The sequence below is a fragment of the Phocaeicola dorei genome (genome assembly GCF_013009555.1).
GTDB classification, from domain to species: domain Bacteria; phylum Bacteroidota; class Bacteroidia; order Bacteroidales; family Bacteroidaceae; genus Phocaeicola; species Phocaeicola dorei.
Genome location: NZ_CP046176.1, coordinates 3,874,611 through 3,888,952 on the forward strand (window position 1 = coordinate 3,874,611; position 14,342 = coordinate 3,888,952).

A 14,342-nucleotide genomic window follows, 5' to 3' on the forward strand; every position below is an offset into this window, starting at 1 on the left:
TTTTAAGGTAAATAACTTGTTCTTTTTATACAATAACCGGCCTTACTGCGACGGTCAGCAAGTTCCGCCTGCATCTGTTCGTTGTATTTTTTTGTAATAGGATAGAAGCATAAGGCAGCTACTCCCATTCCAAATATCATAGCCGGAATCAGACTGGAGGAAAGTACAATCCCCCTTATAGCCGTACCGCTTTGCTCTGCCCCGATACCGGACACATACCCAAATCCTGAAAGCAGAAACCCCAGGATGGCCCCACCGATACCCAGCCCGGCCTTCAAGGCAAAAACTACACCAGCAAACACAAAGCCTGTGGCGCGACGGTAATTTTTATATTCTGAATAGTCGGCTACATCCGCAATCATCGCCCACAACAAAGGTACAGTCGGCGCGTATGCCAAACTCTTCAGGAAATTCAGTACAAACATCGTTTCCACATCCGCTTTTCCCGGGAAATAGAACAAAGCTGTAAAAATGGCCGTAAGTGAGAGGCAAACGATAAAAACGCGTTTCTTACCATAACGATTTGCCAAAAAGCCGGACAAGAGAATCACCCCAAAGAACTGGACAAGTGCTCCCAACATATTAAACACTCCAAATCCTACCTCGTATGCCTTATCGGAAGAATTGACTACCAGCCCGAAAGCATTCAACACAGCATACCCCGCGCTGCCATCCGTTTCCATTGCCACCAGTCCCAGACGGTCAAGAAAGGCATACAATGCTCCGGCATCCACATAATTCTCAAAATAATAGTTCATGGCACTACCCCACATGGCAAGCGTAATAAAAATGAAAAGCGTAAGTATGAACATAGCCCGCCAAGGAACGCTTCCAAACACATCCTTTATATCCTGACGCGTATCTGTCTTTTGACTGGCAGGCGGCTCTATGCGCTCACGAGTTGAAAAGAAAGTAATGACCAGAAAAACGAACCCGATACAAGCGAACAAAGAGATGGTACATAACCAGCCATGCGCTTTGTCTCCACCATCCGAAAACTTGCTTACCAAAGGGAGCGTAAGTCCCTGCACCACAAACTGGGCAATGGTAGCCGCCACAAAACGAATGGAAGTGATACTGGTACGTTCCTTTATATCACCGGACATCACTCCGCCCAAAGAAGCATACGGCGTATTGTTAAAAGAATAAAGGCTCATCAGCAAGGTATAAGACAGCGTAGCATACAATGCTACCAGCCCTTTATCTTCAATGCCCGGATTATAGAAAGCCAACACATAGAAAACCATGAAAGGCAACGCAGTCCAAAGCACCCACGGACGATATTTCCCGAAACGTGTCTTGGTGCGGTCACTCAATAACCCCACTGTAGGATCGACAAAGGCATCCGTGATACGCGCCACCAACATCACCGTACCGGCAATGGCACCTTCCAGACCGAATATGTCCGTATAAAACTTTGTCTGATAAATCATCATCATCTGGAAGACCAGATTAGCCGAGCAATCCCCCAGGCTGTAACCGATTTTCTCGGCCATCGAAACTTTTTGACTTTGTGTATTCATGGTTATTACATTAAAATATCTTCCATAAAAAGTAATTCCATCCATTGGCTGGAATTACTTTATGCCTATTGAAAACAAAAATGAGCTAAACAAAATGTTGTCCCTGCTCCAATCTTTAGAATCTTATTCCAGACGAAACAAAAGTACACAAAGCTTTATGATTCCTGTAATCACAATGATACACGCATCTTTACAGGCAGAACAGACGTGCTCCGCCTGTAACATTTTTCTTTGATGATGTTACATCCAGGCCTATTTACCTTATAATTAAACATAACGGGGGGCTGTTCAACATTGAACAGCCCCCCGTTTCCCGACAAACAGCATTCAGCGTTTCTCGTAATACTTCACCCAGTCCACCCACATTTCCACAGGTAATTCTTTCGGGTCCACAGCGCCAACCCATGAACCGCCCAACTGCATATCTATCAATAAATAGTAAGGTTGATAGAAAGGGAACTGCCCTTCCTTGTCCGTATCAATGCGCGGATAAGTATAGGTATGACGATGATTGACAGCAAACACCAGGCTATCCGGATAAATATCTACCGAATAGATATTGTATTCCTCAGGATTTATCTTATTAATACCTCCGTGAGGCGGATTATCCTTTATACCTAAGACATGTGTATAGTAAGAATGGGTAGTCTGATAAGCAATACGATCATGATTCAACCGTTCCATAATATCAATCTCACCTCCTTTGGGCCACTCCGCTTTTTCGGGAAGCATCCATATAGCCGGCCATGCCCCCTTAGCGGCTTGCAATTTAGCACGTATCTCCACTCTTCCCCCTGTAAACAATTTCTTTCCTTTGGTATAGACACCTCCCGTCAGATAAGGAGCCGTATCATTTTTTTGAGTATGATTGGCTATTCCACGAAGTATCAGATTTCCATCCTGCATAGCATAACATGAATCATAATAAGACATATAGTTGTTCCAATCGGATGTTCCGCGAGGTATCTTAGTCCATACCGATTCGTCAAAACTGTTTTTTTGATCAAAATTCTCCACCCATACCAGCTTCCATTCTTTACTTTTAACCGATGTCTTACAAGCACTCACCAAACAAACCAGCCCCATACAGGCCCAAACAAATAAAAGGCTTTTTCTCATAGTATTTATTTCTATCTGATAAAAAAACAATGCCGTATCAAACGAAATATAATCTCATTCAATACGGCTAATTTATCTATTAATAATGTATTTATTTCGCCAAGCTATAAACCACATCCATTATCTTCTGGCCTATTTCATCTGCCGCTTCCATGGTTGCAGCCTCAGAATAAACACGGATAATAGGTTCAGTATTACTCTTACGCAAATGTACCCACTTGTCTGGGAAATCGATTTTCACACCGTCTATGTCGTTTATCTCTTCATCCTTATACAGTTCCTTTATTTTGGCCAAAATAGCGTCCACATCCGTTTCCGGAGTCAGATCAATGCGATTCTTGGCAATGAAATAAGGAGGATAAGTAGCACGCAGTTCACTGACTTTCTTCCCTTCGTGTGCCAAATGGCTCAGGAATAAAGCAATTCCCACCAATGCATCACGTCCGTAATGGCTTTCAGGATAGATTACTCCACCATTTCCTTCACCTCCAATCACTGCATGAGTCGCTTTCATCTTGGTAACCACATTCACTTCCCCTACAGCCGAAGCATTGTATTCGCAACCATATTTACGGGTTACATCGCGCAAAGCACGGGTAGAACTCAAGTTAGAAACGGTATTTCCGGGAGTATGTTTCAATACATAGTCTGCCACGGTCACCAATGTATATTCTTCGCCATACATTTTTCCATCCTCACAGATCATAGCCAGACGGTCAACATCCGGGTCTACAACAAAAGCCATGTCACAACCGCCTTTGGCCATCAACCCCATAATATCCCCCAGGTTCTTTTCCAAGGGTTCCGGATTATGCTGAAAATCACCGGTCGCTTCACAATAGAGCTTTTCTACATGCTTCACTCCCAATCGTTCCAACAATTCAGGAAGAATAATACCGCCAACTGAATTAACGCAATCTATAGCTACACGGAAATTGGCCTTACGGATAGCATCCACGTCTACCAATTTCAAAGCCAAAACACTATCTATATGTTTCTGATTGTAGGTATTGTCTTCGCGATAACTTCCGATGTGGTCGATATCGGCAAATTCAAACGCTTCCGCTTCTGCTATACGCAGCACTTCATTTCCTTCTTCTTTATTCAGAAATTCTCCATGCTCATTCAGCAACTTTAAAGCGTTCCATTGTCTGGGATTGTGGCTGGCAGTCAAAATAATACCACCACACGCTCCTTCCATGGTTACAGCCAATTCTGTAGTCGGTGTAGATGCCAGTCCGATATTCACCACATCAAATCCCATTCCCATTAAAGTACCGCATACCACGTTCTTCACCATTTCGCCGGAGATACGTGCGTCACGTCCTACTACAATTTTATTGCTCTTTACTGTAGTTGTTTTACGTATCAGCGTTGCATAAGCTGATGTAAATTTCACTATATCCAGCGGGTTCAAACCTTCCCCCACGTGTCCTCCAATGGTTCCACGAATTCCGGATATTGATTTAATTAATGTCATCGTGCTAATTGATAAGTTATTTCATAGTAACAAGGATAGACAGAAGCAGAAGCGTCAGATTGTCCTTCACTGTGAGGTACAATCAGTCTGACCTTAGAACGACCGGAAATCTCTCTGCCGACCTTTATGTAATTGAATGGAATCAACCATCCTGAAGGTACGTAAGGTGTCCCCCAAACTGTATACATTATACCGGAGGTGAATGTAGCTGAAAAAGATTTTCCACTTTTTGTCAGCATCATAGCATCCGGATAAACCATTTGAGAATTCCCATAGTCTGTATTCCAAGACAAAGAATCTATTCCATCCGAAGTAATCTGTTCCTCCACATACCGGGCCAAAATCTCATAGCGACCGTCTTTCAAACGCTCACCATTTCCTTCTGCCACAATCTGCATATAAACACCTGTTTCCGAGAAAAGGACAAACTGGTTTTCATCCACATTGGTTGTAGAATCCTGTTCCTGAAACTGTTCAAAGCTGATCACATTGATATCTTCCCGTTCAATAAATCGTTTGATAGCTTCTCTCTCTTCTTCTTTCATTTCAGCATAGGTCTTTCCATTATTGCAAGACTGGAAGACCAGCCCTAAAAGAAACACAGATGCGAACAATATACCTAATTTCTTCATTCTAAGTTCTGTTATTTTCGGGCAAAATTAATAAATAAGCCCCTAACTTTTATATTGTTTGTATGCAATTATACTAAAATAACTATTTTTTTGCCAGAAGCAGTTCCTCGTATTTCACCAAAGCCTGTTTAAACAGATCGATAGCTTCATCCATTGTACCATAAAACTCACCACCGGATGCATTCAAATGACCACCTCCATTAAAAAATTCGGCAGCCACTTTATTACAAGGGAAAGTACCTACAGAACGCAGAGATACCTTTATCATATTCTTTTCCGTATCCTCACGCAAGAATACGGAGAAAATAATATTCTTTATGGAAAGCGGAATATTCACAAACCCTTCCGTATCTCCTTTTACATACTGGAATTTACTTTGTTCCTCTTTTGTCAGCCAAATCAATGCCGAATTGAACTGAGGGAATACTTGCATCTTGTCGTACAGCACATATCCCATCAGGCGTAAACGTCCCTCAGAATATGTATTATAAACTTTACGATAAATCTCATCCTTATCAATGCCTTTTGAAAGCAGTTCACTAATAATGAAATAAATTTCACGGTCATTAGAATTATAAGTAAAGCCACCTGTATCGGTCATCATCCCCGTATAAATACATTCAGCACCTTCTTTGGTGATATCCTCAAAATACCCCAGACGGCATATCAACCGGAAAACCAATTCCGATGTAGAAGATATTTCAGAATGAGAAATAATGATTTTACAAAAGGCTTCCGGATTAAGATGATGGTCAATCATCATTTTACGTGCCGGCGACTGAGCCACAGCATCCGCCATCGCATCAATACGAGACAAAGCATTGAAATCCAGACAACAGATCACATCTGCCTCATTCAGCAGTTTATTGGCAAATTCAGTATATTTATCGTACCGGATTATATCCTTGGCTCCCGGCATCCATCTCAAAAAATCCGGAAAAGCATTGGGAACAATGACATTCACCGTTTTTTCCTGTGATTCTAAAAAATGCCATAATCCTAATGAGGAGCCAATGGCATCACCATCCGGTGACACATGGGTAACAATAACTATTTTATCAGCTCTTTCAAACCATTTTTCGGCATGGTCTATATTAGCCTGTGCAATTACTTTTGATAACATATTCAATCTTTTTCTTTTGAAATGGCAAATTTACAAATTAATTCTTTATTCACAGAAGAATACGGTAAGAACCTTTCGGAGATATATCAATATAATCCAATCCCAAACCTCTACACTCGTCCTTTAACAAATTCAATCTATACCCACCGAGCGAAGCATCCAGTATGACCTTCCTAATTTTAAATATTTTTTGTAATGGGGCAATTTTTCCTTTAAAACCTTTACACAAGTACATATAATCAATATCCAACAAACAATCAACCGATCTGCTCCGCCAGCGGTTATCAACCAAAACACATATATTCAGACCTTTATAATGATAAATGCTATCCTGTTGCCAAACATCTTTTTGAGGGGAAACTTTTACTTGCGAATGGGCCAGGATTAACTGAAAAGACTCCTCTTTCATATAATATAGACAACCTGAAAATCCTATAAAAAAATTGATTCCACACAAAACAGTAATCAACAATTTCCGTGAAGGAGATAACAGATAAGATAATAACACAAATAATAATACATAAAGAATACCAACCTGAAACAAAGACAAATGTATATCGCCGGAATGTGATATAGGCAAATCCCCCACCCATTGCATACTGTTATTCAGCAACCACAACACCCCGTTCAATCCTTTTACCACCCATATATGCAATACCGTAAAAGGAGACAACACAAAACTTGCTACCGATCCATAAATTATAACAAATACTAAAGGTGCCACTATCAAATTGGCCGGTAAAAAACAAACAGGAAAATAAGCGAATTTATAAATAACCACAGGAGCTGTCCCTAACTGTGCCGCCAGCGAAACCGCCACTATCCCCCAAATATAACGAGGTACAGGGTGATGCACCCGCCAGCACCGAAAAATGACAGGATAAATAAACAAAATTGAAAATACAGCCAGAAATGATAGCTGGAACCCGGTATCAAAAAGATAAAAAGGATTATAAAGCAGCATAAAGAATGCCGCTATAGCCAAAGTATTCAATGACAAAGTCCGTTCTCCTGCCGCACGTGCCACTGTCATTAACATACACATTACCACCGCCCGTATAACCGAGGGGGGCAACCCCACTAAAAAAGCAAATGTCCATAACAACAACACAATAATGCCACACTTTACCCATCGCAGCAAACAACTTCTATCCAGCGGACGCAATATCCAACACAATAATCCCCACAAAACAGCTATATGCATTCCTGACAAAGCCAAGATATGGCTCACTCCCGCCACTTGATAAGTTTCACGTAAATCCTCACTCAGTTCCTCCTTATAGCCAACAGTCAAAGCGGACAATACGGCAAATTCATCTCCCGAGAACCCCCATTTCCGATAACTGTTCAGTATTTTCTCTCTCCATACACCTGTCCGCTGTTTCCATGTCAATGCCGATTTCTTGCCTGTCCATTGCCAATACCCCGGAAAGATTACGGCCGTTCCGCTAATTTGCTGTCTGAAAAGATAAGCCGCATAATCAAATTCTCCCGGAATCACCTCTCTTTCAGGAGTCGAGATACGTGTATAAAAGTTCAAATGGTCTCCACATCGTAAATTTACAGAAAGACTATCTTTCATAATATAGACTAGTATCATACGATTAACAGGAACTATCCCCCTCTCAGACATTTCTTTATCTATCCGCAATTTACAGAGATATGTTTTTGCCTTTTCTTGTGGAACATCCACTATCACCCCTTGATACATATTCTTCCCTGATGACCATTCATAGTCCACCCGTTGCCATTTTTGCTGTAGCAACAATGCCCCTACACAAAATAGAAACATAAAAACCATGCCTCCAAATAACCATCGGGAAAGGTAGCCTTGCCATTTCACCAATACAATCAAGCCAATCAAGCACCCCAATATTCCCGTGCCAGAAACAAGCACAGGCAAGGCGCCTTGAAAAAAATGATCGGATACAAAAATTCCGGCGACTAGAGGTATAGTCAACCGGAACATGGAACAAGGCTTTACAGCCGCTATATTTCGCACTTTGGTTTTAAGTTCAAAGAGATTTCAACCGATGTATCATGTCTGACATATCAGGAGCTTTGAACACAGCATTTCCTGCCACCAGCACGTCCGCTCCAACCTCTACAAGCTGTCTGCCGGTTTCCAGGTTCACTCCCCCGTCAACCTCTATCAATGCCTGCGAACCTGTATTCGTTATCAACTCACGTAATTCCCTCACCTTATCCAGGGTATGTACAATAAATTTCTGACCACCAAAACCGGGATTCACACTCATCAGCAATACCATATCCACGTCACGGATAATATCGACCAACATAGCCACAGGAGTAGACGGATTCAATGTGACAGCCGCTTTCATTCCGGCATCCTTTATTTGTTGCACCACTCTATGCAAATGTACACAAGCTTCATAATGCACATTCATCATCATTGTTCCCAAATCTTTCACTTCTTTAATGAATTTCTCGGGATTAACAATCATCAAATGTACATCCAAAGGTTTTTCACACAACTCGGCTACATATTTCAATACAGGAAAACCAAAAGAAATATTCGGTACAAACACACCATCCATTATATCAATATGCAACCAGTCGGCATCACTACGATTTATTTGTTCTATGTCTGCCTGTAGATTAGCAAAATTGGCAGACAATAAAGAAGGGGATATCAGAGGTCTATTCATGGTTCACTGTTCTTATTCTTTTTATACAGAACAAAGATAACCATATTTTATATAAGAACAGTGAAAAAATTCATTTTATTTCGGCAAAGTAAACCGCACACCCAACTGTATATTAAAATTAAAAGGATGTTCTTTGCGAATCGTATTTACATTACTGCCGTCATCAAAGTAATAAACAACTCCCGGCTCCGCATAAATACCCAATTTCTCTGTAATCTTAAACTGCGCACCTGCCGCTGCGGACAAAGACCATTGCAAAGGTTTCACTTTGACATCTTCTTCCCCTCCCGAAAATTGTTCATCTTTTCCTGCATTTGATGTAGAAACACTGCCGATAATGCTTCGCTTTCCAGATACACATTTTTCTACCGCTCCACCTGCCGAAGCATACACTTCAAACCGCTTGTTACTCCATATATTCCGGTTCACTTTCAAAGGAATACCCACATAATGCAGTTTCTCTTCCCAGCCATAATTGTTTTTTTGAGTTCCCGAACGTGTTTCGGATGAAAGCTGGGTATAAGTCACCCCAGTTTCTACAGCCCAATCATCACTTAAATCAAAACGAAGGGAAGCTCCAAAAGTAACAGGCATACGATATTTTATATCAGACTGCGCATTCTGTCCTTCCGACAAGTTATTGAACTGAACCAGCTTATCAATTTCAGCCCTTGTTTCCACTCCATAAGCACTATTCATTGTTGCGTTCCTTGCACCATTAGGCAAAGGCAAATATCCATCCATACTAGTCGAGGATGAAAAGGTTCCATTACCGGTAGAAAGTCCTATCGACCAGTTTCTGTCCTTCTTTCTATGAGGAGCCACATAAGCGTAATTCGTTTTGGCAGCCGAATAGGAAGATCTGCCGGCCTGTTTCTGTTGTTTTTGTTCCACTATAACAGATTCCTCTTTTTGCTCTTCAATATAATTTTCCTCTATCTGTATCTCTTCTACCTCTTTATTTAGCAAAACCTCCTGTTCGGCGGCTAACGCCTTTGCCGTAACAGACCGAACAACTTTTACATGTTTCTTTTCCTCAGAACGGGCAGCAGGAACTACCAAGGCCATAGGTTGCTCAGGAGTGATTGATCCCGGCACCAACTCATCGGGTTCGTGCATTACATTCAACCCTGCCGATTGTTGCTCCAAATAGTTTGCTGAAGGTGACTGCCAAAACCATACAGTCAATGAAGACACAACCACTAACAAAGCAACAGCTGCTGCAGCCTGCCAGCGGCGCCACATCGGAATTACTTTCGGAACCGTATCCAGCTCCTTTTCCAACTGTTCCCAAAGATCAGCAGGAGCCGGTTCCGAATAGCCTTCCATCCGAGTGCGGAAATTTTTTATCCATTTATCTTTTTCTTTCATTCCTATATCCTCTTTCTATAATCATTTATTTTTTTCATTAATAAGGTTTTGGCTCTATATAATTGAGACGATGAAGTATGTTCTGTAATTCCTAGCATTTCAGCAATCTCCTTATGTCCCTTTTCTTCTAATACATATAAATTAAAGACCGTTCTATATCCATCCGGAAGTTCTTTAATGAATTGCATTAAAACAGATTGGGGTATTTGCTCAAAATCATCCTCATCTCCATCTATCACATCGGGTAACTCTTCGACTATCACTTCCTGATTGGTAGAAGCTTTCTTGCGAAGATAGCCCAGTGCTTCATTTACCATAATACGTGCCAGCCATGCTTTCAATGACCCCTCTCCTTTATAAGTAAATTGACTGAATGAACGAAATATATTCAAAAATCCATCATGTAAGACATCCTGTGCCACTTCCCTATCACCTGTATAACGAACACAAATGGCCATCAATTGCCCGGCATAACGCTCATACAATTGCTTGCGTGCAAGGTTATCGCCCTTGCCGCAACGTTCCACCAATTCTGTTTCATTCATTGTTTGTGACACTTCTTTATTGAATAAATGATAAGACTGCAAAAATACTGCATCCGGAAGAATAAAATTTTTGCTTAAGCAGATTTAACATTTTTACAAGCAGTAAACTTACTATCTTCGCATTTAAGCGATAGAAACAATTCTAGAAACAGAAAATATGAGAAAATATAAAGCGACAGTTCTTGTAATAATTATGGTAATGCTGATTCCATTTACTCAGTCTTGCCTGAATGACTATGATGATGACATCTACGACATACAAGCAGAAATGCCTTTTAACGCCGCTTTAGCAACCGTAGTAACTCCCAGTGAAGTACCCGGTGAAGCAGTGATAGAAAGCGATAATGATGGAATCGCATACGTAGTGAATCCCGATAAATTAACACGTTTTGAAACAAATAATCCGGGACAACGTATTTTTTATACCTATATAAATGCAGCCAATCCGACCGGAGATGCAAGTAAGAAAGGACCTTTTATTTCTATAGATTACTTGCAGAAGATCTTAACCAAACCAATGGATACACTAAAAGAAAACGATGAAGATATTTACGGACATGATGGAATCAACCTCATCACTCCCATTATGGGTAAGACACACCTGACCCTTATGTTCCAAATATTAGGTTTCAACTCTAATATCAAACATCGGATCAGCCTTGTAGCCACAGAAGGAACCGTTCCTGACGCAAACGGATATATGGCCGTAGAATTACGCCACAATGCCGAAGGTGACAGACAGGAATATCCGAGTCCTGGTTATGTATCCTTCCCTTTATTGGATGTTCCCGGATATAAAGAGGGTAAGCTACAAGGATTTAAAATAAAAATGAATACCATTAACAATGGCGAAGAAACCGTTACAGTAAGTTATAATAAAAGTAAATCTACAAACTTTCCGTTCATACAGAAAGATATATCCAACACAAAAATTAAATGATTCTTAACAACTCCTTGTCTGTCTTATTGTAACGAAAAGGCTGTATCCGAAAATCTTTCGATACAGCCTTTATCATTTATACCGACTTATAGTGTACTAAGATTATACCGTTAATACATCAGCAACACACATACTAACGTATCATTTATTCCACCTTATTATTATCCGAAGTTCTGTAGCCTCTCAAAAAATCAGCCACATTCATACGTTTCTTTCCTGCCAGCTGCAAAATAAGCACATTAATAAAACCATCTTTTACAGCCACCTGAAAATAAGTCTTCATATCCGTACGGATATCGCCTATATTCATCTCATGGGAAACAAAAACTTTCTCCGTTTCATATATTTTCAAAACCTGACGTGTTCCATCAGCCACACAAAGCTCGGTCCATGCAGCCGGATAAGGAGATAGCCCACGAATAAAGTCATAAATCTGCTTCACACCTTTATTCCAGTCTATACGGCAGGTCTCTTTAAATATTTTCGGCGCCGGGCGCAATTCCGTTTCCTGCCGGATCAAATTTTCCTGAGGAACAGGTTTCACACTTCCATCCAAAATAGCATCCACGGTTTCCAAAACCAAATCTCCCCCCAAATACATCAGCTTATCATGTACTATTTCCACATTATCCGTATCAGCAATAGGAACACGCACCTGCTGGATAATCTCACCGGTATCTATCTCATGTTTCAAGAAGAAAGTCGTAATACCAGTTTCCGTATCTCCGTTTATCACCGCCCAATTAATAGGAGCAGCTCCTCTATATTGAGGTAATAAAGATGCATGCAAGTTAAATGTGCCCAAACGCGGCATATTCCATACTATTTCGGGAAGCATACGGAAAGCAACTACAATTTGTAAATCGGCTTGTAAAGACCGGAGTTCCTCTACAAAAGCCTCATCCTTCAATTTCTCCGGCTGAAGTACCCTCAGACCTTGAGAAACAGCATATTCTTTCACCGGACTAGGTTGTAGCACACTGCCATGTCGTCCCATCGGTTTGTCGGGCATAGTTATCACACCTACTACATTGTAGCCTCCTTCAACCAATCTTTTCAGGCTCTCCACCGCAAAATCGGGAGTACCCATATATACGATCCGCAAATCTTTCTTTTCCATATACTTACATTATTTAATCTTCAGAGAAATCAACCAATACCTGCCGGTACGAATTAAATATTTTCGACTTGGAAACAAACCCTTTGTATTTTCCCTCTTCATCAATCACAGGCAGGTTCCAGGCCTTTGTATCATCAAACTTCTTCATCACTTCTTCCATTGAATCAGTAACATTGATCCGTGCCGGAGGAGAAATCATAAATTTTTCTACCTTGAAACGATGGTATAATTCCTGACGGAACATAATATTACGGATATCATCCAATACCACAATGCCCAAAAGTTCTCCATTGACATCCACTACCGGAAACAAATTGCGTTTAGCCTGCGAAATGACTTTAACCATTTCACCTAAATCCATATCAGGACGCACTTTCTCAAAATCAGTTTCAACCACACTGTCAATATTCATCAAAGTCAATACGGCCTTGTCTTTATGATGTGTTATCAATTCACCTTTCTTAGCCAAACGCATAGAATAAATACTATGTGGCTCGAATATCATAATGGTAAGATAAGAACTGACAGATACCATCATCAGCGGAAGGAACAAATCATACCCACCAGTCAATTCTGCAATCAGAAAAATACCTGTCAGCGGAGCATGCATTACTCCCGACATCAATCCCGCCATTCCCAACAAAGCAAAATTTTTCTCCGGAATATAAGGACCTATATGCAGTTCATTACAAAAATGAGCGAAGATGAACCCGGTGATACACCCCAAGAACAAACTGGGAGCAAAAATACCCCCACAACCACCACCGCCATTCGTTGCACTGGAAGCAAAGACTTTGAAAAGTACAATCATGGCCAAATAGACTAGTAACAAATTATCGAACCCATAAAAGATAGAGTTATTCATTACTGTATTCCAGTCATGATTGGTTACGCCATTCAGCAATAAATTAATAGTATCATACCCTTCACCATATAATGGAGGAAATAAGAAAATCAATATGCTCAGCATTGCACCGCCTATAGCCAGCTTGATATACGGATTATTATATCGACGAAATATATTCTCCACAGAATTCATAGCCCGCGTAAAATACAAAGAAACCAATCCGCACGCAATGCCTAACAGAATTGCCGAAGGAATGCGCTCCATCAAAAACGGTTCATCCATATGGAACTTGAACATGGCATCAGGACCGGTAAGAATATAAGAAACAGTAGCTGCCGTGACACAGGAAACAAGAAGAGGCAACAATGATGCCATCGTCAAATCAATCATCAAGACTTCCAAAGTAAAAACCAAGCCTGCAATAGGAGCCTTAAAAATACCGGCCACAGCACCTGCCGCACCACACCCCACCAACAGCATCAGAGTTTTATGCTCCATCTTGAATACACTTCCCAAATTAGAACCGATAGCCGATCCGGTCAACACAATCGGAGCCTCTGCACCTACGGAACCACCAAAACCGATAGTAATGGCACTAGCTATCACAGACGACCATGTATTATGCCGCTTGATGCGGCTTTGACGACGGGATATGGCATATAATATTTTCGTCACCCCATGACTGATGTCATCTTTCACAATGTAACGAATGAACAATCCGGTAAGAAAGATTCCAAAAACCGGATACACCAAATACAACCAGTTGACTCCTGTAGAATCAAAATTTTCAGTCAGAAATTCCTTGATCCATTCTACTAGAAACTTCAAAAACCACGCGGCCAATGCCGTAAAAATACCAGCAAGAAAACTTAATATAAGAATAAAGTGTTTCTCTCTTATCTTCTTTTCGCGCCATAAGATAAAGCGCTGTAACCAACTTTTCTTATTTTCATCTATAATTGCGTCCATTCCT

The 14,342-nt window shown here is 40.9% G+C and carries 12 protein-coding genes; 1 reads left to right on the forward strand and 11 read right to left on the reverse strand.

Going from position 1 to position 14,342, the window contains the following annotated elements; all coding sequences use genetic code 11:
- Positions 1–2: 2 nt before the first annotated feature.
- From GKD17_RS16390 to GKD17_RS16430, 9 genes are all read right to left on the reverse strand, one after another.
- Positions 3–1,523, reverse strand: coding sequence for an MFS transporter (locus GKD17_RS16390; RefSeq protein ID WP_032935598.1), 1,521 nt, complete (start codon positions 1,521–1,523; stop codon positions 3–5).
- A gap of 327 nt (positions 1,524–1,850) precedes the next feature.
- Positions 1,851–2,642: a glycoside hydrolase family 16 protein gene (locus tag GKD17_RS16395; protein ID WP_007831796.1), complete on the reverse strand. Its 792-nt coding sequence runs from the start codon at positions 2,640–2,642 to the stop codon at positions 1,851–1,853.
- Positions 2,643–2,733: 91 nt separating this feature from the next.
- Entirely contained in the window at positions 2,734–4,122 is a 1,389-nt protein-coding gene (glmM, locus tag GKD17_RS16400; protein WP_007831795.1) for a phosphoglucosamine mutase, read from the reverse strand.
- The gene (locus tag GKD17_RS16405) at positions 4,119–4,754 is read right to left on the reverse strand and encodes a DUF4827 domain-containing protein (RefSeq protein ID WP_007831794.1); all 636 of its coding nucleotides are present in this window, start codon (positions 4,752–4,754) and stop codon (positions 4,119–4,121) included. The genes glmM and GKD17_RS16405 overlap by 4 nt, the downstream gene beginning before the upstream one ends.
- 82 nt (positions 4,755–4,836) lie before the next feature.
- Positions 4,837–5,877, reverse strand: coding sequence for a DHH family phosphoesterase (locus tag GKD17_RS16410; RefSeq protein WP_007831793.1), 1,041 nt, complete (start codon positions 5,875–5,877; stop codon positions 4,837–4,839).
- Positions 5,878–5,926: 49 nt separating this feature from the next.
- Positions 5,927–7,846 (reverse strand): ComEC/Rec2 family competence protein, encoded by a 1,920-nt coding sequence (locus GKD17_RS16415; protein ID WP_007831792.1) that lies wholly within the window; start codon positions 7,844–7,846, stop codon positions 5,927–5,929.
- A gap of 46 nt (positions 7,847–7,892) precedes the next feature.
- On the reverse strand, positions 7,893–8,546 hold the full coding sequence (gene rpe, locus GKD17_RS16420) for a ribulose-phosphate 3-epimerase (RefSeq protein WP_007831790.1): 654 nt from the start codon (positions 8,544–8,546) through the stop codon (positions 7,893–7,895).
- Between the two features lie 75 nt (positions 8,547–8,621).
- Entirely contained in the window at positions 8,622–9,917 is a 1,296-nt protein-coding gene (locus GKD17_RS16425; RefSeq protein ID WP_007831788.1) for an outer membrane beta-barrel protein, read from the reverse strand.
- Positions 9,918–9,919: 2 nt separating this feature from the next.
- Positions 9,920–10,462 (reverse strand): RNA polymerase sigma factor, encoded by a 543-nt coding sequence (locus GKD17_RS16430; RefSeq protein WP_007831787.1) that lies wholly within the window; start codon positions 10,460–10,462, stop codon positions 9,920–9,922.
- 157 nt (positions 10,463–10,619) lie between these two features.
- Here GKD17_RS16430 and GKD17_RS16435 point away from each other — a divergent pair, with 157 nt between their 5' ends.
- A complete protein-coding gene (locus GKD17_RS16435; RefSeq protein ID WP_007831784.1) occupies positions 10,620–11,402 on the forward strand; it encodes a NigD1/NigD2 family lipoprotein in 783 nt (260 codons plus the stop codon).
- Positions 11,403–11,547: 145 nt separating this feature from the next.
- Here GKD17_RS16435 and fmt read toward each other — a convergent pair whose 3' ends face one another.
- Positions 11,548–12,522 carry a methionyl-tRNA formyltransferase gene (fmt, locus tag GKD17_RS16440; protein WP_007831781.1) on the reverse strand — a complete coding sequence of 325 codons (975 nt, stop codon included), beginning with the start codon at positions 12,520–12,522 and terminating at the stop codon, positions 11,548–11,550.
- A 13-nt stretch (positions 12,523–12,535) separates the two neighbouring features.
- Entirely contained in the window at positions 12,536–14,338 is a 1,803-nt protein-coding gene (locus tag GKD17_RS16445; RefSeq protein WP_007831779.1) for a chloride channel protein, read from the reverse strand.
- Positions 14,339–14,342: the final 4 nt, after the last annotated feature.

Bases quoted from the DNA above. Each gene is read 5' to 3' on its own strand.
- GKD17_RS16410 (WP_007831793.1), bottom strand. From the start codon at position 5,877: ATGTTATCAAAAGTAATTGCACAGGCTAATATAGACCATGCCGAAAAA.
- glmM (WP_007831795.1), bottom strand. From the start codon at position 4,122: ATGACATTAATTAAATCAATATCCGGAATTCGTGGAACCATTGGAGGA.
- GKD17_RS16425 (WP_007831788.1), bottom strand. From the start codon at position 9,917: ATGAAAGAAAAAGATAAATGGATAAAAAATTTCCGCACTCGGATGGAA.
- fmt (WP_007831781.1), bottom strand. From the start codon at position 12,522: ATGGAAAAGAAAGATTTGCGGATCGTATATATGGGTACTCCCGATTTT.
- rpe (WP_007831790.1), bottom strand. From the start codon at position 8,546: ATGAATAGACCTCTGATATCCCCTTCTTTATTGTCTGCCAATTTTGCT.
- GKD17_RS16390 (WP_032935598.1), bottom strand. From the start codon at position 1,523: ATGAATACACAAAGTCAAAAAGTTTCGATGGCCGAGAAAATCGGTTAC.
- GKD17_RS16405 (WP_007831794.1), bottom strand. From the start codon at position 4,754: ATGAAGAAATTAGGTATATTGTTCGCATCTGTGTTTCTTTTAGGGCTG.
- GKD17_RS16395 (WP_007831796.1), bottom strand. From the start codon at position 2,642: ATGAGAAAAAGCCTTTTATTTGTTTGGGCCTGTATGGGGCTGGTTTGT.
- GKD17_RS16430 (WP_007831787.1), bottom strand. From the start codon at position 10,462: ATGAATGAAACAGAATTGGTGGAACGTTGCGGCAAGGGCGATAACCTT.
- GKD17_RS16435 (WP_007831784.1), top strand. From the start codon at position 10,620: ATGAGAAAATATAAAGCGACAGTTCTTGTAATAATTATGGTAATGCTG.
- GKD17_RS16415 (WP_007831792.1), bottom strand. From the start codon at position 7,846: ATGTTCCGGTTGACTATACCTCTAGTCGCCGGAATTTTTGTATCCGAT.
- GKD17_RS16445 (WP_007831779.1), bottom strand. From the start codon at position 14,338: ATGGACGCAATTATAGATGAAAATAAGAAAAGTTGGTTACAGCGCTTT.